Annotated in this window: 20 protein-coding genes; 8 read left to right on the top strand and 12 right to left on the bottom strand. The window is 71.1% G+C overall.

From position 1 onward, the window contains the following. The 6 genes from ACX114_RS36950 to ACX114_RS36925 form a co-directional block, all read right to left on the bottom strand. A complete protein-coding gene (locus ACX114_RS36950) occupies positions 1-537 on the bottom strand; it encodes a Uma2 family endonuclease (RefSeq protein ID WP_459292283.1) in 537 nt (178 codons plus the stop codon). A 128-nt stretch (positions 538-665) separates the two neighbouring features. After that, positions 666-1646 (bottom strand): Ig-like domain-containing domain, encoded by a 981-nt coding sequence (locus ACX114_RS36945; protein ID WP_459292281.1) that lies wholly within the window; start codon positions 1644-1646, stop codon positions 666-668. Between the two features lie 111 nt (positions 1647-1757). Continuing rightward, a complete protein-coding gene (locus tag ACX114_RS36940; RefSeq protein ID WP_459292279.1) occupies positions 1758-2498 on the bottom strand; it encodes a putative metal-binding motif-containing protein in 741 nt (246 codons plus the stop codon). Between the two features lie 129 nt (positions 2499-2627). Next, positions 2628-3263, bottom strand: coding sequence for a hypothetical protein (locus tag ACX114_RS36935; RefSeq protein WP_459292277.1), 636 nt, complete (start codon positions 3261-3263; stop codon positions 2628-2630). 113 nt (positions 3264-3376) lie between these two features. Then, positions 3377-3967: a hypothetical protein gene (locus ACX114_RS36930; RefSeq protein WP_459292275.1), complete on the bottom strand. Its 591-nt coding sequence runs from the start codon at positions 3965-3967 to the stop codon at positions 3377-3379. Between the two features lie 40 nt (positions 3968-4007). Beyond that, positions 4008-4697 (bottom strand): hypothetical protein, encoded by a 690-nt coding sequence (locus tag ACX114_RS36925; RefSeq protein ID WP_459292273.1) that lies wholly within the window; start codon positions 4695-4697, stop codon positions 4008-4010. A 240-nt stretch (positions 4698-4937) separates the two neighbouring features. Here ACX114_RS36925 and ACX114_RS36920 point away from each other — a divergent pair, with 240 nt between their 5' ends. Both ACX114_RS36920 and ACX114_RS36915 read left to right on the top strand, forming a co-directional pair. Beyond that, positions 4938-5801, top strand: coding sequence for an exonuclease/endonuclease/phosphatase family protein (locus ACX114_RS36920; RefSeq protein ID WP_459292272.1), 864 nt, complete (start codon positions 4938-4940; stop codon positions 5799-5801). 5 nt (positions 5802-5806) lie between these two features. Beyond that, a complete protein-coding gene (locus ACX114_RS36915; protein WP_459292270.1) occupies positions 5807-7522 on the top strand; it encodes a carboxypeptidase regulatory-like domain-containing protein in 1716 nt (571 codons plus the stop codon). A 1-nt stretch (position 7523) separates the two neighbouring features. Here the strand turns inward: ACX114_RS36915 and ACX114_RS36910 are convergent, their stop codons facing one another. The 5 genes from ACX114_RS36910 to ACX114_RS36890 form a co-directional block, all read right to left on the bottom strand. Then, on the bottom strand, positions 7524-8063 hold the full coding sequence (locus ACX114_RS36910; protein ID WP_459292268.1) for a MarR family transcriptional regulator: 540 nt from the start codon (positions 8061-8063) through the stop codon (positions 7524-7526). Between the two features lie 152 nt (positions 8064-8215). Continuing rightward, complete coding sequence (locus ACX114_RS36905) at positions 8216-8851, bottom strand: EcsC family protein (RefSeq protein WP_459292266.1); 636 nt, start codon at positions 8849-8851, stop codon at positions 8216-8218. Positions 8852-8894: 43 nt separating this feature from the next. Continuing rightward, on the bottom strand, positions 8895-9335 hold the full coding sequence (locus ACX114_RS36900) for a hypothetical protein (RefSeq protein WP_459292264.1): 441 nt from the start codon (positions 9333-9335) through the stop codon (positions 8895-8897). 121 nt (positions 9336-9456) lie between these two features. Then, positions 9457-9849 carry an aspartate 1-decarboxylase gene (gene panD / locus ACX114_RS36895; protein WP_014400194.1) on the bottom strand — a complete coding sequence of 131 codons (393 nt, stop codon included), beginning with the start codon at positions 9847-9849 and terminating at the stop codon, positions 9457-9459. 101 nt (positions 9850-9950) lie between these two features. After that, entirely contained in the window at positions 9951-10793 is an 843-nt protein-coding gene (locus tag ACX114_RS36890; protein ID WP_459292261.1) for an LEA/WHy family protein, read from the bottom strand. Positions 10794-10883: 90 nt separating this feature from the next. Here ACX114_RS36890 and ACX114_RS36885 point away from each other — a divergent pair, with 90 nt between their 5' ends. The 6 genes from ACX114_RS36885 to ACX114_RS36860 all read left to right on the top strand — a co-directional run bounded on the left by ACX114_RS36885 (position 10884) and on the right by ACX114_RS36860 (position 18145). Beyond that, on the top strand, positions 10884-12410 hold the full coding sequence (locus tag ACX114_RS36885; protein WP_459292259.1) for an alpha/beta hydrolase: 1527 nt from the start codon (positions 10884-10886) through the stop codon (positions 12408-12410). A 14-nt stretch (positions 12411-12424) separates the two neighbouring features. Beyond that, entirely contained in the window at positions 12425-13159 is a 735-nt protein-coding gene (locus tag ACX114_RS36880; protein WP_120578489.1) for an ABC transporter ATP-binding protein, read from the top strand. Beyond that, complete coding sequence (locus tag ACX114_RS36875) at positions 13156-14328, top strand: ABC transporter permease (RefSeq protein ID WP_459292257.1); 1173 nt, start codon at positions 13156-13158, stop codon at positions 14326-14328. The genes ACX114_RS36880 and ACX114_RS36875 overlap by 4 nt, the downstream gene beginning before the upstream one ends. Before the next feature lie 107 nt (positions 14329-14435). Then, a complete protein-coding gene (locus ACX114_RS36870; protein ID WP_459292255.1) occupies positions 14436-15509 on the top strand; it encodes a DUF2804 domain-containing protein in 1074 nt (357 codons plus the stop codon). 99 nt (positions 15510-15608) lie between these two features. Next, positions 15609-16994, top strand: coding sequence for a tail fiber domain-containing protein (locus ACX114_RS36865; protein ID WP_459292253.1), 1386 nt, complete (start codon positions 15609-15611; stop codon positions 16992-16994). A gap of 86 nt (positions 16995-17080) precedes the next feature. Then, positions 17081-18145 carry a transposase family protein gene (locus ACX114_RS36860; protein ID WP_459292251.1) on the top strand — a complete coding sequence of 355 codons (1065 nt, stop codon included), beginning with the start codon at positions 17081-17083 and terminating at the stop codon, positions 18143-18145. Here ACX114_RS36860 and ACX114_RS36855 read toward each other — a convergent pair. Beyond that, positions 18137-19489 (bottom strand): DUF6986 family protein, encoded by a 1353-nt coding sequence (locus ACX114_RS36855; RefSeq protein ID WP_459292249.1) that lies wholly within the window; start codon positions 19487-19489, stop codon positions 18137-18139. The two genes, ACX114_RS36860 and ACX114_RS36855, sit on opposite strands and share 9 nt — an antisense overlap. Between the last annotated feature and the right edge of the window lie 10 nt (positions 19490-19499).

Genomic DNA, 19499 nt, shown 5'->3' with positions numbered 1-19499 from the left:
TCACACCTGCGTCCAGAACGGCGCCAGCACCAGGTCCACCTTGCCGAAGGGGTCGGCGCGCACGCGGTCCTCGCCCACGAAGGTGTTCACCAGCACCCAGCGCTCGCGGTCCTGGCGGAACACCTCCACCACGCGGTGCACGGGGTTGATGATCCACGCGTTGCGGATGCCCGCGCGGGCGTAACGCGGCATCTTGATGGTCAGGTCCAGCTTCGCGGTGGCGGGCGTCAGCACCTCGCAAATCCAATCCGGCACGTGGTCGATGAACGAGCCATCCGGCAGTGTCGGCGGCCGTCCGCTCATCCAGCCCGCCAGGTCCGGGACGAGCACGTCCTCACCCAGCAGCAGCCGGGGCTCGGAGGTCCACCACCAGCCCTCCGGCGCGCGGCCCAGGAGCGGCGTCATTCCCTGCTTGCGCGCGATGGGCGGCGACGAGACGTAGAGGACGCCATCCAGTGCTTCGCCCACGAGGTAGTGGGGCAACGTCTGCACTTCCTCGTAGGGGGCGAGCGTCCTTCGGGTAGCGGCGTGGCGCATGCGGGAGGCCTCCGGATCCGAGAGATACCGTCACCGTAGCGGGCAGCCCTTCATGCGGCATTGGACCGGCGGGGAGGCTCACCTTGTCCTGGTGGACGCACGCCCTCCCCGCGGGCTGTGTGGGATTGCTATTCGCGCTCCAGCACGAACTGGATGTGCTCCGAGGCCACGGGGCCGAACTGGAACAGGTGGATCTGATCCCCCGGCTCCGACGTGAACGTCACCGTGTGCGTGATGCCAGCGCAGATGAACCGCGCGGGGGCGAGCACTGACGCCACGTCCGTCCCCGCTGTGTCGTTGGTCACCTTCGTGGGGACCTCCTGGTTCAGGTAGAGCGTGACGTGCTCGGCGTTCTCCGGGTCGGAGACGAAGCCCGTGTAGCCACCGAAGCCCGCCTCCCCCGGGCGCAGGGTGACGTCGTAGCGCGCGTGGCCGGTCTGCGTGTCGGGCGGGAAGTCGAAGGGCGTGCGGCCCGCAGTGACCGCCTCCGGCGTGTTGACGAGCGTGTGCGTGCACGCGTGCTCCAGCTCCGGGTCGCGCTCTCCGGTGGTGAAGTCCAGCGCGGTGTCACCGCCCAGGCCCACGACGGCCGCTGACAGCGTGTGCCCGGCCGCGTCCTTCAATGCGTCCAGCGCCAGGGCGTGGTGCGTGGAGACCTCCAGCGGCCGGGTGCTCTCCTCGGTGCGCGGCACGGTGACGGTGAGCGTGCGCGCGTCCTCGGACCAGGTGCCGGTGAGGACGCGGGCCGGAGCGGTGGTGTCCGTGCGGTCGTGCAGCGTGACCTGGGCGGCGGACGGGTCCATGGGCTCGCTGAAGGTGAGCGTCAGCACCTTGCGGAAGGCGATGACCGGCGTCTGTCCGGACGCGTCCAGGTACATCTCCAGTGGGTAGACATCCGTCTCGCCCTCGGCGGGACGGGAGGTGGTGACGGTGGCGGTGGACGCGGTCGTGCCGGCGTCGGTCCCCGCGTCGGTGCGGGTGCCCGCATCGGAGCCCGCGTCCGTCGACGTTCCCGCGTCCGGCGTGACGATGGGGTCGTCGTCATCGCAGCCGGTCAACGCGAGGGCGGCGCAGGTGGCGAACAGGAAGGTGGCGGAGGAGAGACGCATCGAGGGAGTCCTTCATGCATGCGGGGAAAGGCCCGCGCCGGAGCACCGTTCCGAGGTGAGGTGCTCCGGCGCGGGAGCGGACCGGCTCAGGCCCGCGTCAGGGGACGGCGATCAGCACTGCGACCCGTCGCAGTTGTCATCGATGCCGTTGCCACAGATCTCCGTGGCGCCCGGGTTGACGCTCGCTGCCGTGTCGTTGCAGTCGAAGCGCTGCGTCGTGTAGCCGGCGGGCGGCGTGCACGCGGTGAGGACGGACACGGAGCTGTTGCCGTACCCGTCGCCGTCCGCGTCCTGGTAGTAGCGCGTGCGCGTGTCGTTGAGGAACTCCGGCACCACGGTGAGCGCGTTGCCGGACGCCGGCCCCGCCGCGAGGATGTACGTCGTGCCCGCCGTCAGGTCGTAGACGGACACGTACGTGAGCGAGCACCCCGAGGACGACACGCTGTGCGCCAGCGCGGAGGGCACCGTGGCGCTGGTGGCGCCGTTGACGACGGTGAAGGCCACGTTCTGCGTCCGGTAGAACGCGTAGGAACCGGTGGTGGCCGGGACGTACGTCACGGAGCCCTCGGCGCCGGACGGCAGCGCCAGGTCATACGCCTTGTGCTTCGTGCTGATGGCGGGCGCGCTGGTGACGCGCGTGGCGCTCGCCGTGACGGACACGTGGTCCGTGGGGTTGCCGGCGTGGGTGCACGCGTGCGTGGTGATGCCCGTGCCCAGCGACGTGCAACCGGCCTCCAGTTCCTGCGAGTCCCGCGCCTCGAAGGAGGCCTCCGGCGCCTCCTCCATCGGTCCGCAGGCCGTCAGGCCGAGCGACAACAACGCGCCCAGCGCGATGCGCTTCATCTTCAACATGGGTGCTTCCTTTCGGGATGCCGGACGCGGCGGGGTGCCAGGCGGCCAGGAAGCCACCGGTGCGTCCGGTGACCCACTCATGCCGTAAACGCAACTTTGTTGCAATAAGGCCTGGGGCGATTCAGGCCGTCACTGGAGGTGCTCGATGACGAGCCCGAGGTTCGTCAGCGGGGTGGGGCCGAAGGTGACGGTGTACTGGACCTTGTCCGTCAGCTCGTAGCCGACCATCTGCTTCAGGCCGTCGCAGAAGCCGCCCGTGGCCTGGGTGCCCAGGGGCTCCACGACGCGCTCGCCCTCCTTCACGGTGACGGTGACGTCGGGCGTGCTCAGGTAGAGGATGAAGTCGCCGCTCGCCCAGGCCTTGAAGCTGAAGGTGCCCACGGACTGGCCGTTCTCCGGACGCAACTGGATGGTGTAGTGCGTGTGGAAGTCGTCCACGCGCGGCTGCCGCTCCGGCGACGCGGTGACGGTGGCGAAGGGGCCGTGGGTGACGTGCCAGCAGGCGTGCTCGCCGTTGTCCCCGAAGTCGAAGTCCGTGCGCGGCACGTAGTTCGGGTCCGCCACGCACGACAGGCCCGCTTCGCTGGCCACGAAGCCCCGGTTGCAGTGGCACCAGTCGCCGTCAGGCTCGCGGTGGATGTGGCCGTTGGGGGCGCATGGGTCGCCCTGCTCCTGGGGCGTGCCGGGCGGAGCGTCGTCGCCGCCGCAGGCGGTCAGGACCGCGAGGCCGCCGGCCAGGAGGAGGGCTGGAAACGGGGTACGCATGGGGCTGCCTCATCGGGAGCTGTGATGTAGATGCAACTGAGATACAGAAGTTTTCGGGTGTTGGGAAGGCCCGTGGACCTTGGAGGTGTCCACGGGCCTTCACTCACGCGGGACTACTCCTCGTGGTGGTCGTGGCCCGTCTCCTCGACGATGAGGAGGAACGTGGCGGGCTGGGGAACGACCGCCGCGAAGTCCAGGCGGTAGTCCACGCCGCCCTCCAGGTCGGCCGTGACGGCGGTGCGCAGGTTGCCGCAGACCTCCTGCGGGACGTGGTAGCGGCACTCGAGGCCGACCTCCTCGTTCGTGGCCGCGTTGAAGATGCGGACGGCGCGGTAGCCGGAGGTGAGGAAGGCGTACTCGGTGGACTCTTCCGGGGTGAAGATGACGGAGCCCGCGTAGGCCAGCGTCCACTGCTTGTAGCTGATGGCCGGCAGGGTGACGTTGTACGCGGTGTGCCCCACGCTCACGTCCACGAAGGACGGGCCGCCATAGGGCGCGGCGGTGACGGACTCGAAGGGACCGTATTCAGCGTGGATGCAGGAGTGCTCGGCGACCTCCGCCAGTTCCTCCGTGTCCTCGCAGGCGGCGAGCAGCTCCGACTGCTGGGTGACGGGGGCTTGCGACTCCGGGGCGGGGGCTTCTTCGGTACCGCAGCCGGCGAGCAGGACGACGGCGCCAGCGGCGAGCAGGGCATGCTTCAACATGGGGGACTCCTTGGGTGGGTGCTGCGGGTGAGAGCGGGGGCTAGGAGCGGTCCGGGCGCAGGACGAGCCACGGGACGCGCACCTCGCCCGAGGCCAGGCGCTCGGGCGGGAGCTGGAGGTGGGCGCCGCTGGCGCTGGGGGACAGGCGGGAGGTGCGTTCCCAGGCGTCGCGGAAGGACGCCTCGTCCGGGAAGGTGACGCGCGTCACGCAGCCCGCGGCGTAGCAGTGGGGCGGCTCCGCCTGGACGGGACGCACGTCCTGCCCGATGCGCGCGTGCCACGTGTCCAGCGCGGCGCGGGCATCCCGGGTCCACGGCTCCGTGCTGTCTCCAGACGCGGTGAGCTCCGCGAGCACGGCGTCACGGCGGGCCTGCGGCGTGGGGTGGTCCGCGCGCAAAGCCTTCACCAGCCGCACGCGCGTTTCGGGCAGCACCCGGCGCTCCCGGTCCCGGAGCTCCGGCTGCACGGGCCCCTTCGTCTTCAGCACCTCGTCGAGGAACGCCTCTGGCGACGGATCGGCCTCCGCTTCGCGCGCGGGAGGCGCGGACGCCTGCACGGGCGCGACGGGAGGGGGCGCGGCCTCGGCCCTCGGGGGAGGGATGGGCGCCGGCTGGGACACGGTGGCCAGGACCGGCTCGGCGGGCGTCTCCAGCGGCCGGTGGAGCCAGGCCACCGCGAGACACGACAACACGACCCCCGTGCCTCCGACACTCCAGACGATGCGGCTCATGGGTTCCCCTCAGGACGCACCTGTGGCGGTGCGCGCGCCATCCCGCCTTCCCGCGAGAGACCCGCAATAAATGCCACTGTGATCCACATGCAATCAAGTTGCATTTGGTGGGAAGTGGCTGGGGAGTGTCGTGCGGGGGAGGGCTGTCACCTCGATTCCACGAAGGAGGGCTGTTCCTGGGGCGCTGGCATGCCGAAGATGGGGCGCTTTTCTCCCGCAGGCCTGTGGAGGTGCCGTGAAATGAGAGGGTCGTCCTTCTTGTCGCGCGTCCTGGTGTTGTCCGTGCTGGTGCTCCCCGCGTTGGCGCAGGCGGGCTCGTATCTCCGGGTGGTGAGCTGGAACCTCCGCCACGAGGGATGGGCGGCCGAGCAGACCTACCTGGATGACGCGAAGCAGGTGTGGAACCAGTTCGGTGCGAACAGCACGTCGAACAATGGCTGTGACCTGGTGTTCCTCCAGGAGGTGATGGACGCGGCGGCGGCGACGGCCATCGCGACGAACCTGACGACGGTGTCCGGGGTGACGTGGAAGGCGGTGGTGACGCCGCTCATCGGCCGGTCGTCCTACAAGGAGCACTACGCGGTGCTGTACCGGACGGACACGGTGTCGCTCGTGTCCTCCACGGTGTGGACGGACACGGGGGACCTGTTCGAGCGCGAGCCGCAGGTGGTGAAGGTGCGCCACGTGCCCACGGGCGCGGACTACACGTTCCTCAACTGGCACGCGGTGTGGGGCACGGCGACGGACCGCACGCTGGAGGCGCAGGCCATCGACGGCGTGTTCGCGTCCGTGCAGTCCGCCAGCACCACGGACCAGGACGTCATCCTGGTGGGCGACCACAACATGGCCTGCACCCACGCGTCCTGGAGCCAGTTGAAGGGCCTGTCGCCCACGGTGACGTGCAAGCTGGACGTGGCCACGACGATGAACACGTCCGGGGGCTACGCCAACCCGTACGACCACTTCTGGATGCAGGACACCTACGTGACGGAGTTCTCCAGCACGGGCCGCGACTACATCGCGAACCCGGTGGACTACGTCACCCGGCTGTCGGACCACGCGCCGGTGTGGCTGTCCCTGTACTCCAACAGCGACACGGACTGATGCGCGTGAAGCAGGTGCCAGGCGGGCTGTTGGTGGCGGTGCTCGTGGGCGTGGGCCTGTGGATGCTGCTGCGTCCCGAGCCCGCGCCACCGCTGGCGCCGCCATCGCCTCCCGTGTCCGTGAGGGTTGAGGACGCCGGTGTGCCGGAGGAGGTGGCTCCCCGGGTGGAGGCCGCGGTGGACGCGGGCCTGTGGCTGACCGCGACGCTGGAGGGCTCACGTCCGTTCGAGGGCGAGGCGCGCGTGGGCGCGGCGTTCATCTCCGAATCGGATCGCGGCTGGTGGGAGGAGGAGGGCCGTCGGCGCATCTCTCGCGCGGGTCCCAAGCGCCTGGAGGACATGGCCAATGTGCGGGAGTGGGTGGAGGCCCCGGTCACCGCTTCCGCGCAGGGCGGTGTCGTGGGGCCGGTGGCGGTGCCTTCCGCGCCGCGCTACCAGGTGATGGCGTACGCGCCGGATGGCACGGTCTGGTGGGGCGACCATGTGCCCGACACGCAGCCGGTGACGGGGCGGGTGGACATGGGACGGCTGCGGGAACACCCGCCCACGGGCGTGCGTGTGCGGCTGGAGGGAGCCCGGGATGTCTCGGGCACCTTCACCGTGCGGATGCAGCGGGGCGTGGATCCGGACGACGCGGAGGAGGCCAGCATGCTGCTGCCGGTGCTGGCGCTGGCGGCGCCGGAGTTGATGCACGCCTTCGAGAACGACACCCCCGTGCCCCTGGTGAGGGACGGGGAGACGCGGCTCGCGCCACTGCCTCCGGACCGGTCGCTGCGGCTGTGGTTGCGCACGCCTTCGGGGAAGCAGAGCGAGCCGGTGGAGGTCCCCCTGCGCGAGGGAGTCGTGGCGCCGGTGTCGCTGGACGTGGCGAAGCTGTTCCCCGAGGGCGTGGGGGACACCGTCACGCTGCGGGGACGGGTGCTGCTGGGCGATGGGTCGCGCCCCCTGGGACCGGCGGTGTACCGGCAAGGGGATGGTGGCGAGGAGCATCCGCTCGCGCCGGACGGCCACTTCACGATTCCGGACGTGCCGGCGTGGCAGGAGACCCGCTTCACGGTGCGGCGGGAGGTGGCGGAGGACGAGGGACGGCCCCTGGGGCCCTCGTGGTGGGACTTCGTCTTCACGCCGACGGCGGAGTCGCGGGGCACCGTGGACGTGGTGTGGCGCATGCCGGTGTACCGGTGGCTGGTGCTCCGGATGGATGGCTTCACGCGGGCGCAGTTGAGGGAACGCACGTCGCCGCCCTATCCGGTGTACCTGCTGGAGCGCCGCGACGCGCGGGGCGTGTGGAGCGTCGTGCCCACGCGGGAGTTCCGCCCGGAGGGAGACAGCCTCGCGGTGTCCCTGCTGGAGCCCGGCACGTACCGGATCCAGGTGGCGTCGTCGCCGTATGCATCACGGCCGAGCAGCACCGCCCGGGCGGGCGAGGACTCCTCGGACGTGGAGACGCGGCTGTCCCCGGAGGACGCGGCCGTGTCCACGTGCGAGGTGCGGGTCACCCGCGAGGGGCGGCCGGTGGCGGGCGCGGTCGTCATCGCGGGCGGAGCGAATCCCTCGCTGCCGCCCGTGCGCGGAGAGACGGACACCACGGGCCGGTGGCGGATGGGGCCCATGACGTCCAACGCGCTCCCCTTGCAGGTGCACGAAAGGGACGCCATGGATTGGGAGGGCGACGGAGCGGAGGCGTGCCGCCGCTCGGGCGTCGTGGAGGTGCGGCTTTAGTTCAGGCGGCCGACGCCGTTAGAAGCTCGTCGGGGACGCTGGCCAGATCGGTGTTCTCCTCGGCGACTTCCTCGGCGGTGCGGGCCTGGACGGTCAGGGCCTGCACCCACAGCTCCAGGACATCCATCAGCGCGCTGCGCGTCTCGCCCTGGAGCGGGGCCAGCCGCCGGGCCATGCGCTCCTGCACCTGCGCATCCAGCTGATCCGCGAGCGCGCGGCCCGCGTCGGTGAGGCGCACGCGCACGCGCCGGCGATCATGCCGCACCGAGCGCTCCCGCCGCACGAGGCCGCCGTCCTCCAGCCGGTCCACCAGGCGGCTCAGGCGCGGCATGGCGAGTCCCCCCAGGCGCATGGCGAGCACACCCACGGGCAGCAGGCTCTCCGAGCGCAGCCACCAGATGGCCTGAAGCTCCCGAGGCTCCCAGTGGGGATGGCTCAGGGCATCCAGGGGACTCTCCAGCGCGCCGCAGCGGGCCGCGTCCACGAGGAGATTCCGCCACCGCGCCACCTGCACGCGCACCTCCGCCGAGAGCTCCGTCATGTATCCCTCCCTGCCGAGAGCAAGCGCCGCGTCCAGGCCCCGCGTGCGTCGCATCCGGCATCCCGCGGCCCCGGGGGCCGCGAAGACATCAACGGAAATACGTGACGGACATATCGAACCGGTTTCTGACCGGGATTTTCCGTGGGGACGCGTTACTCCGCGCCCGCCGCCTTGCGCCGCGCGGTCCGCGCCTTCGCGTGCGCCTTGTCGAAGCCTTCGTAGAAGCGCACGGCCTGCTCACCCACCATCTGGATGTGCTGGTTGTTGAGGTACGCGGTGATGGGCGCGGCGACGAGCGGCATCGCGCGGCCCAGCGTCGTCATGCCGCCCTTCGCGAGCAGCAGCGCCGCCAGCTTCCCCAGCACCTTCGGCCCGGAGCGGTGCAGCGGCCCCAGCCCGTTGGCGTAGCCGAACAAATCCAACAGCTCCCCGCGCGCCCGGTCCGTCTTGAGGTTCGCCTTGTAGAGCGTGGCCACGTCCGTGAGCAGCACGAGCTGCAGGTACGCCATGAACGTCAGGTCCGCCGGCAGCGAGATGAGCCCGAACACGCCGCTCACGCCGCCCACCATGCCCGCGAGGCTCTTCTTCTCGTCCACCAGCCGCTGCGCCAGCTCCTTGGTCGTCGCGGACGGGTAGCGCTTCTCCAGCGCCGCCACGCGCACGCGCGCCCGGCCAATCTCCGCCTGGATGAGGTCCGACAGACGCAGCGCCCCCAGCTTCTTCATCTCCGCGGGGGACAGCTTCTTCATGAAGCCCAGCCGCTCCGTCACGCTGTCGTAGAAGGCCATGTCGTCTCCTCCTTGGGGCCGCGATGCTCGCGGCCGGTCGTCTCTAGTAACCCCGGTCCGCCAGATACAGGTCCACCAACGCGCCCTCTTCGTACCAGGCGTGTCGCATCTCGGACTGGAACCACCGTGAGTCCGGGCGCGCCGAGCGCACCTCCAGCTTCACCCGGTTGGGCCCCGTGTCGATGACCGCCGCGCGCGCCTTGCACGCGGAGCCCGGCTCCTCGCCGAAGCCGCCCTCCAGGCACACCTCGTCCCCCACCGACAGGCGCCGGGCGTACTCCTGGGCCAGGTAGAGGGCGTCGTCACAGCCGCCGCGCACGGAGGACTTCCCCAGCGCCGCGCAGCGGTCCTGGGCGGGCGCGCGGATGACCGGCACGTTGGAGACGAACGCGTCCTCCTCGTTCGGGTCGCGCTGATACGGGCCTACCTGCTTGCATCCCGCCACCGCCACCAGGACCGTCAGGCCCGCCCACGTCCACTTCATCGCGTCATCGCCTCCGGGACGCGCGTCGCCGCGCCCCCGCGCCTGCTGTTAAAGGGCGGGAAGCATGGCAGACAGGGCTGGGAGCGGCAAAAGGTGCCGCCGGGGTGCCTTGAGGGCGTCTCTACGCGATACGGCGCGCGGGCCCGGGGATTTCCTCGGTGACGCCGGGAACCGCCCGGTTCTTGCCGTCCACGAAGACGACCGTGGGCTTCCAGTTGGCGGCCTCCGCCTCCTCCACTTCCGCGAAGGTGGCCAGGATGACCAGGTCGCCCGGCTGGTTGAGGTGCGCGGCCGCGCCGTTGATGCAGATGACACCGCTGCCGGACTCGCCCTCCAGGGCGTACGTCTCCAGCCGGGTGCCGCGCGTGACGTTCCACACCGCGACCTTCTCGAAGGGGAGGATGTCCGCCGCCTTGAGCAGGTCCTTGTCGATGGTCACCGAACCCTCGTAGTCGAGGTCGGCCTGGGTCACCGTCGCGCGGTGGATCTTGGACTTGAAGAGGATGCGGCGCATGGGGGGCCCTCGGGAAGCGGCGCAACCGTAACGGCTCCCCTGCCCGGGGACAACATCCCCGGTGTCCCATGCACCGCCTGCTTCCCTGCATGCCCTGCTGTCTATTTCGTGAAATTCACGAGCTGACTGAGGTTCAGGGGCACGGACTGCGCGTCCGACGTCAGGTTGCCCGTCAGGCTCACCTGCGCATTGCCACCCGAGCGCAGCGCCATGGCCGCCGAAGCGGCGCTCGCGAAGTTGATGGTGAGCGGCAGGGTCACCTGCTTCGTCCCGCTGCCATCCAGCATGCCCAGGTTGCCCGTGGACAGGTTGCCCACGTTGGCGCCCGCCACCTTGAGCGCGCCGGTGATGCCCGCCACCGGCAGGGGGAAGGCGTTGCGGTTGGTGATGGCCAGGGGGAACTCCACCGTGGCGCCGCTCAGCGTGACGTTGGTGATGCGCGGCGCCTGGAACTGCACCTGGGGAATCTTGGGGACGGGGAACGTGCCCTCCTTCTCCAGGGGGAACCGCAGCACGCCCAGCGGCGTCTGGACGCCCAGCGAGCCCTGCGCCTTGAAGGCCGCCACGTCCTTGTCCAGGAACGTGGTCACCACCGGCGCGATGTCCGCGAACTTCACGTTGGCGGGGAAGACAATCTGGCTCTTGCCGTTGGACTTGAGGTTCAGGCCCTCCTTCGGCTTGCCGGCCACCAGCTGCTTGCCCTCCACGAAGAAGGCGTAGTCCACCGACGCCAGCTTCAGGCCCAGGCTGTTGGGGTTGTCCAGCTCGTACACCAGGTCCACCGTGGCGTCGGACAGGGAGGCGTTCGCCAGCCGGGCCGTCTTGAACTTCAGCGTGGGCTTCTTGAAGGCTCCATTGAGCAGGCTCTGCAGCGCTGCGCAGCCGGAGAGCGTGGTGAGCGAAAGGGCGAAGAGGACCAGGAACGCGCGTTTCTTCATGGGCATGGGCGTAGCAGAGGACGCCCCGCGTTCGCGCGGATTCAATCGCCGCGCGTGTCGGGGCTTCGACGGGTGCACCTTCGGTGCGCCAATGGTATGCGCCAGGGGCTCCCCCGTGCTGGAGGTTGGCCCCTCGTGACAGGTGGCATCTTGTCTCACCCCCTTGCCTCGCTGGCGGTGCTGGCGGCGCTGTCACTCACGGGCTGCTCCCGGTCCTCCACCGCGGAGGCCGCCTCCACGCGGCGGATGGACCTGAAGCCGTGCCGGCTGGACGGGGTGGCCGCGCAGACCCTCTGCGGCACGCTGGAGGTCTTCGAGGACCGGGCCGCGGCGAAGGGGCGGAAGATCCCGCTGCGCGTGGTGGTGGTGCCCGCGCTCGCGTCGCAGCCGAAGGAGGACCCGCTGTTCTTCCTCGCGGGCGGCCCCGGCCAGGCGGCGTCCCGCACGCGCATCCTGCCCGCGTTGGACCGCATCCGGCGCCAGCGCGACATCGTGTTCGTGGACCAGCGCGGCACGGGGGACTCGCACCCTCTGGACTGCGAGGCGTTGAACCCCTCGCGCGCGTCGCTGGCGGAGCGCTTCGAGGACCGCGAGGACGCGGACGTGATTCCCCAGTGCCGCAAGGGCTGGGACGCGGACGAGCGGCTCTACACCACGTCCATCGCCATGGACGACCTGGACGACGTGCGCGCGGCGCTGGGCTACCGGCAGGTGAACCTGTGGGGCATCTCCTACGGGACGCGCGCGGCGCTGGTGTACATGCGCCAGCACCCGGACCGCGTGCGCACCGCCATCCTGGATGGCGTGGCTCCCATGGGGCAGTACCTGCCGCTGTACGCCGCGCGCGACGGCCAGCGCGCCCTGGACCTGCTGATGGACGCGTGCGCGAAGGACAGCGTCTGCGCGAAGGCGTATCCGGGCCTGCGCGCCCGCACGGAAGCGCTGCTCGCGAAGCTGGAGGCGACCCCCGCGAAGGTGCACCTGGCGCACCCGCGCACAGGCGTGCCGGAGGACTTCACGCTCACCCGGCGCGTCTTCCTGTCGGAGCTGTTCTCGCTGCTCTACAGCCCGGACGTCGCGTCGCTCGTCCCGCTGATGCTGGACCGCGCCGCGAAGGATGACTGGACGCCCTTCGTGGCGCTGTCGCTGGGGCTCACCGACGAGGTGGCGCGCACCACCAGCCGGGGCATGTTCCTCGCGGTGGTGTGCGCGGAGGACGCGCCCTTCTTCACGGAGGAGGACGCCGAGCGTGAAGCGAAGGGCACCTGGTTCGGCCCTCGCATGGCGCAGGAGCTCAAGCGCGCGTGCGCGAAGTGGCCCGAGTCGAACGTACCCAAGAGCTTCCGCGAGCCCGTGAAGTCGGACATCCCCACGCTGCTGCTGTCCGGCGAGCTGGACCCCGTGACGCCGCCGCCCTGGGGCGAGGAGGCGAAGCGGACGCTCACGCACAGCCTGCACGTGGTGGTGCCGGGGCTGGGCCACAACACGGTGGGCGCGGACTGCGCGCGCACGCTGATGGCGGACCTGCTCACGCGCGGCAGCGTGGAGGGCCTGACGCCCGACTGTGGCGCGGGCCTCAAGCGGCCGCCCTTCTTCACCTCCTTCGCCGGCCCTGTTCCGTAGGACGCAAAGCGCCCATGATTGAAGCCAGGAACCTGCACAAGCGCTTCGGCTCCGTGACGGCCGTGCACGACGTGACCTTCACCGCGGAGGACGGCGTCATCACGGGCCTGCTGGGCCCCAACGGCGCGGGCAAGACGACCACGATGCGCATGCTCTACACGCTGGTGCGCCCGGACGGCGGCACCGCCACCGTGGACGGCGTGGACGTGGCGAAGCAGCCGGAGGTGGCCCGGCGCGCGCTGGGCGTGCTGCCCGACGCGCGCGGCCTCTACCCGCGCCTCACCGCGCGCGAGCACGCGCGGTACTTCGGCGAGCTGCACGGCCTGTCCGGCGCCGCGCTGGATGCGCGCGTGGAGGAGCTGGTGGAGCTCTTGGACATGAAGGACATCGCGGACCGGCGCACGGAGGGCTTCAGCCAGGGCGAGCGCGTGAAGGTGGCGCTGGCGCGCGCGCTGGTGCACGGGCCTCGCAACGTGCTCCTGGACGAGCCCACCAACGGCCTGGACGTGATGGCCACGCGCTCCGTGCGCACGCTGTTGCGCAAGCTGAAGGCGCAGGGCTGCTGCGTGGTGTTCTCCAGCCACGTGATGCAGGAGGTGGCCGCGCTGTGTGACCGCATCGTGGTGGTGGCGCGCGGGCGGGTGGTGGCGGACGGCACGGCGGACGCGCTGCGCGCCTCCACCGGCAAGGACAGCCTGGAGGAAGCCTTCGTGAGCGTGATTGGCAGCGAGCAGGGGTTGCGCGAATGAAGGGCCTCATCGGGACGGTGCTGCGCAAGGAAGTGCTCGACCATCTGCGGGACAAGCGCACGCTGGGCACCGCGGTGATGTGGCCGCTGCTGGGCCCGCTGGTGTTCCTGGTGATGTTCAACGTGATGGCCTCCTGGTACCGGCAGGACCGGCCGCTGGAGATGCCGGTGGTGGGCCGCGAGCACGCGCCCAGCCTGATGGCCTTCCTGGAGCGCTACGGCGCGAAGCTGTCGGAGGCGCCGCAGGGCTACGAGGCGCTGGTGCAGGCCGGGAAGCTGGACCTGGTGCTGGTGGTGCCGGAGGACTACGCGAAGTCCTTCACGGACGGGCACACCGCCGCGGTGCGGCTGGTGGTGGACAGCTCGCGCAACAAGGCCCGTCAGGCCGTGCAGCGCGCGCAGCGGATGCTGGCGGTGTACTCGCAGCAGACCGGCAGCCAGCGCCTGTTCGCGCGCGGCGTGTCCCCGGAGCTGGCGGTGCCCGTGCGCGTGGATGAGCTGGACCTGTCCACCCCGGAGCGCACCGCGGCCACGGTGCTCACCACCATCCCGCTGTTCCTGGTGATGGCGGCGTTCGCGGGCGGCATGCAGCTGGCCAGCGACACCATGGCGGGTGAGCGCGAGCGTGGCTCGTTGGAACCCCTGCTCCTCAACCCCGCCCCGCGCGGCGCGGTGGTGGCGGGCAAGTGGCTGGCCACCTGCGCCATGGCGGGCACGGGCGTGCTCCTGTGTCTGGTGGGTTACTTCCTGGTGGTGAAGCGCGTGCCGCTGGAGGACCTGGGCGTGCGCGCCCGCTTCGACACGCCGGCCGCGCTGGGGATGCTGGCCGCGGTGCTGCCGCTGGTGCTGGCCGCGTCCGCCGTGCAGATGTGGGTGTCCACCTATGCACGTTCGTTCAAGGAGGCGCAGACGTACCTGTCGCTCCTGATGGTGCTGCCCACGCTGCCCGGGATGCTGCTGGCCCTGTCCCCCATCCAGACGCAGACGTGGATGTTCGCGGTGCCGGTGCTGGGGCAGGAGCTGCTCGCGGGCGAGGTGATGCGCGGCGAGACACTGGGCCCGGTGCCCTTCCTGCTCGCGTTCGTGTCCTGCGTGGCGGTGTCCCTGGTGGCGCTGCGTTTCACCACGCGTCTGTTGACCCAGGAGCGCATCATCTTCGGCAGGAGCTAGCAGGCAGGCGCGCGCGGCTCCGGCCCGGTCCCCGAGTGTTTTCAGGGCACAACTTGGCTCGCGTGTTCACGTGACAGCGCCAGCGAAGTGCCATCCAATGTTTCGCGATGACGCTCGAGCGTGAACGAGAAGACCTGCTGCCCTTCGCCCCGAACTCGGTGGCCTCCACGGCAGGGGAACCGCGGTTCGGCACGTACCAGGGAGAGCTGCCGGAGGTGGACCTGCCCCGGCTGTTGGGGAAGTGGGCGCCAGGGCGCACCACGCGGCTGCTCAAGCGCAAGCGCTGGCACTACACCTTCGTCGCCACGCAGGAGGTGGCGGCCCTCTTCGCGGTGGTGGACCTGGGCTACACGGCCAACGCTTTCGCGGTGGCGGTGGACCTCCAGGAGAAGAAGCCGCTCTGTGACGTCAGCTTCCTGGGCGTGCCCGGGCCGCTCGCGGAGGTGAGCGACAAGCCGGGCGCGGGGCTCGTGGCGGCCTTCCGCACGCTGGGCGGGCGCATGTCCGTGAAGCGCGGCGAGTCCGACGAGCGCTACCAGGTGGAGGTGGACGTCAGCCGCATGCGCACGCAGTCGCTCCAGTCGTTCCAGTGGAACGGCGAGCTGCTGGTGGCGGGCGGTCCGCCGGCCCTCACCGTCATCGCGCCGGTGCAGGGCGACGGGCTGGTCAACGTCACCCAGAAGCGCAGCGGCCTCCTGGCCTTCGGGAGCCTGGAGGCGGGCGGCCGGCGCTTCCGGTTGGACGGCGGCGTGGGCGGCATGGACTACACGCAGGGCTACCTGGCGCGGCACACCGCCTGGCGCTGGGCCTTCGCGGCCGGCCGGCTGCCGGACGGCACGCCCGTGGGCCTCAACCTGGTGGAGGGCTTCAACGAGGGCGCCACCGAGGCCAACGAGAACGCCGTCTGGCTGGGTGACCGGCTCTACCCGGTGGGCCGCGCGCACTTCGAATACGACGCGAAGGAGCTCTTGGACCCGTGGCGCCTGACGACGGCGGACGGCGCGGTGGACCTGCGCTTCAAGCCCATCTACGTGCACCGCGAGGAGCGCAACCTGCGGCTGGTGGTGAGCCACTTCGCGCAGCCCGTGGGCTTCTTCGAGGGCACCCTGCGCGTGGGCGGCAAGGAGCTGCGCCTGTCCAACGTCCCCGGCGTCACCGAGGACCAGGACATGCTCTGGTAGCAGCGGTTCTCCGGGACAACCTGACTCCCGGGGAGGTCCTGGGTTGTCCATGACCCGGCGCTTTGCCAGTGTGATGCTCCTTCACTGAGGGAGCACCGCATGGCGTGGGTCCGGGGAGTCTCTGTCTCGTTGGGTTGTGTCGTGGGCTTGCTGGCCAGCGCCTGTGGTTCGGATCCGGCGCCCGCGCAGCAGCGGGAGATTGGCACGGGGCTGACGCTGGAGGGCGACGCGGTGCGCGTCGTCTACGGCGATGGGCCGGGCACGGCGGTGGAGGGGAATGATCCGCGCCTGTCCGCCGCGGGGCAGGGCATCCGCAACGGGACGGAGCCGCAGGACGCGTCGTTCGCGGTGACGGGGACCGCGCAGGTGGGCGGCCGGCTGACGACGAACGCGGAGGTGTTCCTGGACGCGGCGGCGTCCGCGAAGGACACGGTGCCGCTCTTGCGCGTGCGGAACACCGTGTCCGGAACCAACGAGCCCACCTGGGACAAGTACCGCGTCTTCACGGTGGACTCCGCGGGCGGGCTGCTCGCGCGCGGTGAGCAGGGGGTTGGCAACATCCCCATGACGGGCGCCGGGGACCGGATGATGTGGCACCCGTTCAAGTCCGCCTTCCGCGCAGGCCATGCCGAGACCGAATGGGATGAGGCCAACATCGGCTTCGTGTCCTTCGCGGCCGGCAACCAGACGACGGCCAGCGCGTACGGCGCCGTCGCGTTCGGTGAGTTGTGCGCGGCGTCCGGCACGGTCGCGGCGTGCATGGGCAGCAACAACACGGCCAGCGGGACCGCGTCCTTCACCGCCGGCGCCTCCAACACCGCGAGCGGCTTCTGCTCCATGGCGGTGGGCTACACCAACGCGGCCACGGGGCAGGGCTCCATCGCGCTGGGCTATCGCACCAACGCGAACGCGGACTACTCCACGGCGATGGGGCAGCGCGCGAGCTCCGGCGGCTTCCGGGGGGCCTTCATCTGGGCGGACAACTCCACCAACGCCTCCGTGGTGGCGAACACCGCGGACAACCAGTTCACGGCGCGCGCGGCGGGCGGGTTCCGCTTCCGCACGAGCAGCAACATGACCACGGGCTGTGACCTGCCGGCGGGCTCGGGCGTGTTCAGCTGCACGTCGGACCGGACCACGAAGGAGGACTTCCGCCGCGTGGACGCGGAGGCCGTGCTGGCGAAGGTAGCGGCGATGCCGGTGGAGAGCTGGCGCTACAAGACGGAAGCCGACGGCGTGCGGCACGTGGGCCCGGTGGCGCAGGACTTCCGCGCGGCGTTCGGCCTGGGCGCGGACGACAAGAGCATCGGCCTCTTGGACATCGACGGCGTGAACATGGTGGCCATCCAGGCGCTGGCGCGGCGCACGGAGGAGCTGAACGCGAAGAGCGCGGAGGTGGATGCGCTCAAGGCCCAGATGGCCGAGCTCCAGCGCAGCCTGTCCCGCCTGGAGGCGGCCGTGCATGCGCAGGCCGCGAAGCCCTGAGGGCCTCCCGCGTGTTCATGCAGGTCGCAGCGAAGGCGCGGTGTAGGCTCTTCGCGCCTTTTTTCGCCTGAGGAGGACTCCACCCCATGTCCTGCCCGCACTGTGGTCAGCCGCTCCCTGAAGGCCTGTCGTCGCGGACGTGTCCCCACTGCGGCCGGGACGTGAACGCGCCCGGTTCACCGGTGATGGACGAGGTGGCGGACCAGGCGCAGCGCGCGGCGGACACGGCGGGCCGCGCGGTGCAGGACGTGCTGGACGACCCGAGGCTGCGCGAGCGGCTGCCCGGGGGCTCGCTGCCGCTGCTCGGCTCCGGGCTGGTGGCGGCGGCGGTGGTGGTGCCGGTGCTGCCCTTCGTCGGCGGCGGGCTGGGGCTGCCCTGGTCGGTGTTGATGCTGGTGGGCGCCGGCATGCTGGGCGCGCGCGAGTGGCGGGCCGCGGGACGGAAGCTGCCGGACGCGCTGGTGCCCATGGTGAAGTGGGCCGCGCATCCGGCGTTCCTGCCCATGTTCACCGCGCTCACCGTGACGCAGGCGTTCCTGTCGCTGGGGTTTGGCGTGGCGGCGCTCCTGTGGGTGCTGGCGGCGGTGGTGCTGGGCTCCGTGCAATGGCGGGCGTTCAAGGCGTCGTCGCTGGCGGAGCCGTCGCTCACGAAGCGGCCGGCGGACGTGCGGCTGAAGCGGTGGGTGTTCGCGGGCGTGGCCGCGTGCGCGGTGGGGCTGCTCCTGCCGTGGAGCTCCGCGTGGTCGCTGGTGCCCACGGCCCACCTGCAGCGCGAGCGCAACATCACCATCGACGACAACTTCGCCTGGGACATCCAGGACAACGACACGTGGAAGTTCAACACGCTGGTGCTCCCGTCGGGGCAGGGCGCGGGGACGGGGCGCGGCCGGCTGGGCGCGACGGGCGTGGTGCTGGGGCTGCTGGCGCTGGGCGTGCTGGGGTCGGTGCGGCGCGCGCGGGAGGCGCTGCCCTCCGTGGTGCCGGCGGTGCTCGCGGGGCTCATCACCGTCTGGGCGCTGACGGGCCTGTCGTCACGGCCGGGGCCGTGGCTGTTCCTGCTGGGCATCCTCGCGGTGGACGTGGCCGTCGCGCGCGAGTGGCTGGGGCACCGGGACGCGGTGCCCCCCACGGAGCCGCCCGCGTCAGCGTGACGCGCGGCCCTGCACGATGGCGCGGAAGGAGCGGCTCCTCAGCTCCTCCAGCGTCAGGCCGGTGGCGCGGGTCTCCTCCTCCGTGAGGGCGCCGCAGGCCAGGCCGCGCAGGAAGAAGTTGAGCAGCCCCTGGCCGGTGGCGGCGTCGTCGAACACGTCGCCCAGCAGGGTGGCCTGGGCGGCCTTGTCCACGAAGGCCTTGAGGCGCTGGGACGCCGGCTCCAGGCCCTCCAGGAAGAAGGCGTAGACGGCGGCGTAGCGCACGGGGAGCTGGGCGGGGTGCAGGTCCCAGCCCTGGTAGTAGCCGCGCTCCAGCGAGTGGCGCGTGTGCCGGTACGCCAGCTGCCACGCGCGGTGCACGGCGTCGGTGTTCTCGCGCCGCTGCGTGGGGAGCAGCGCGGTGTCGCCCTGCTTGCGGTGCGGGCCCACGGGCATGACGTTGGTGGCGCCGTCGGACAGGTGCACGCCGCTGCCCGCGAGGAGCACCTGCACGGTGTCGCGCAGGTAGTCACAGGCGGGGTGCAGCATGTGCTGCATGTGCGCGCTGACATCCAGGGCCGCGGTGTAGTCGTAGACGCCCAGGTGCACGTGGGAGCAGCGGCCCTCGCCAGCCTCCACGAGCGAGCGCAGGTGCGGCCGGCCACGCGAGTCGAAGAGGGCCTGCGGCGTCTCCACCATCAGCTCCAGGGTGAGCGCGCCGGGAGCTAGGCGGTGGGCGGACTCCAGCTCCGACAGCAGCTTGGCAAGGGCGGTCACCTGTTCCGGCACGGTGACCTTGGGCAGGGTGACGACGAAGGACTGGGGCAGTCTGCCACCGGATTGCTCCAGCAGCGTGGTGACGAAGAGGTCCAGGGTGCGCGAGGCGCGCGCGTAGAGTTCCTCCGTGAAGGACTTCACGCGGATGCCGATGAACGGCGGCAGCGAGCCCTGCTCCAGGCCCTGGGCCACCTCCGTCGCGGCGGCGACGGCGTGGGCGTCTTCTTCTGAATCGGGGCGGTGGCCATAGCCGTCCTCGAAGTCGATGCGGAAGTCCTCCACGGGCTCACGCTGGAGCTTGTCCACGACGCGGTCATGGACGCGCTGGGCGAAGCCGCCGCGCTGGGGCAGCCCCAGCCCGTGGGCGAGCTGGGAGCCGTCCGTGGCGTAGTCGCGCAGCGCCGCGAGCGCCAGGTCCCCCATCTTCCGCGCCGTCCCCGCGCGGAAGAGGTGGGCGCCGCCGTACACGGTGTGCACGGGCTGGCGCCGGGAGGACTCACCCGGGTAGGTGTGGCCGAACGCCACGTTGGCGCGGCGCAGGGCCTCACGGGAGGCGGCGGAGGCTTCAGGCGTGAGCGTGGTCTTCATGGCCGCCGGA

The sequence above is a fragment of the Corallococcus sp. M7 genome (genome assembly GCF_054512695.1).
This window is presented reverse-complemented; position numbering and strand designations above follow the sequence as displayed.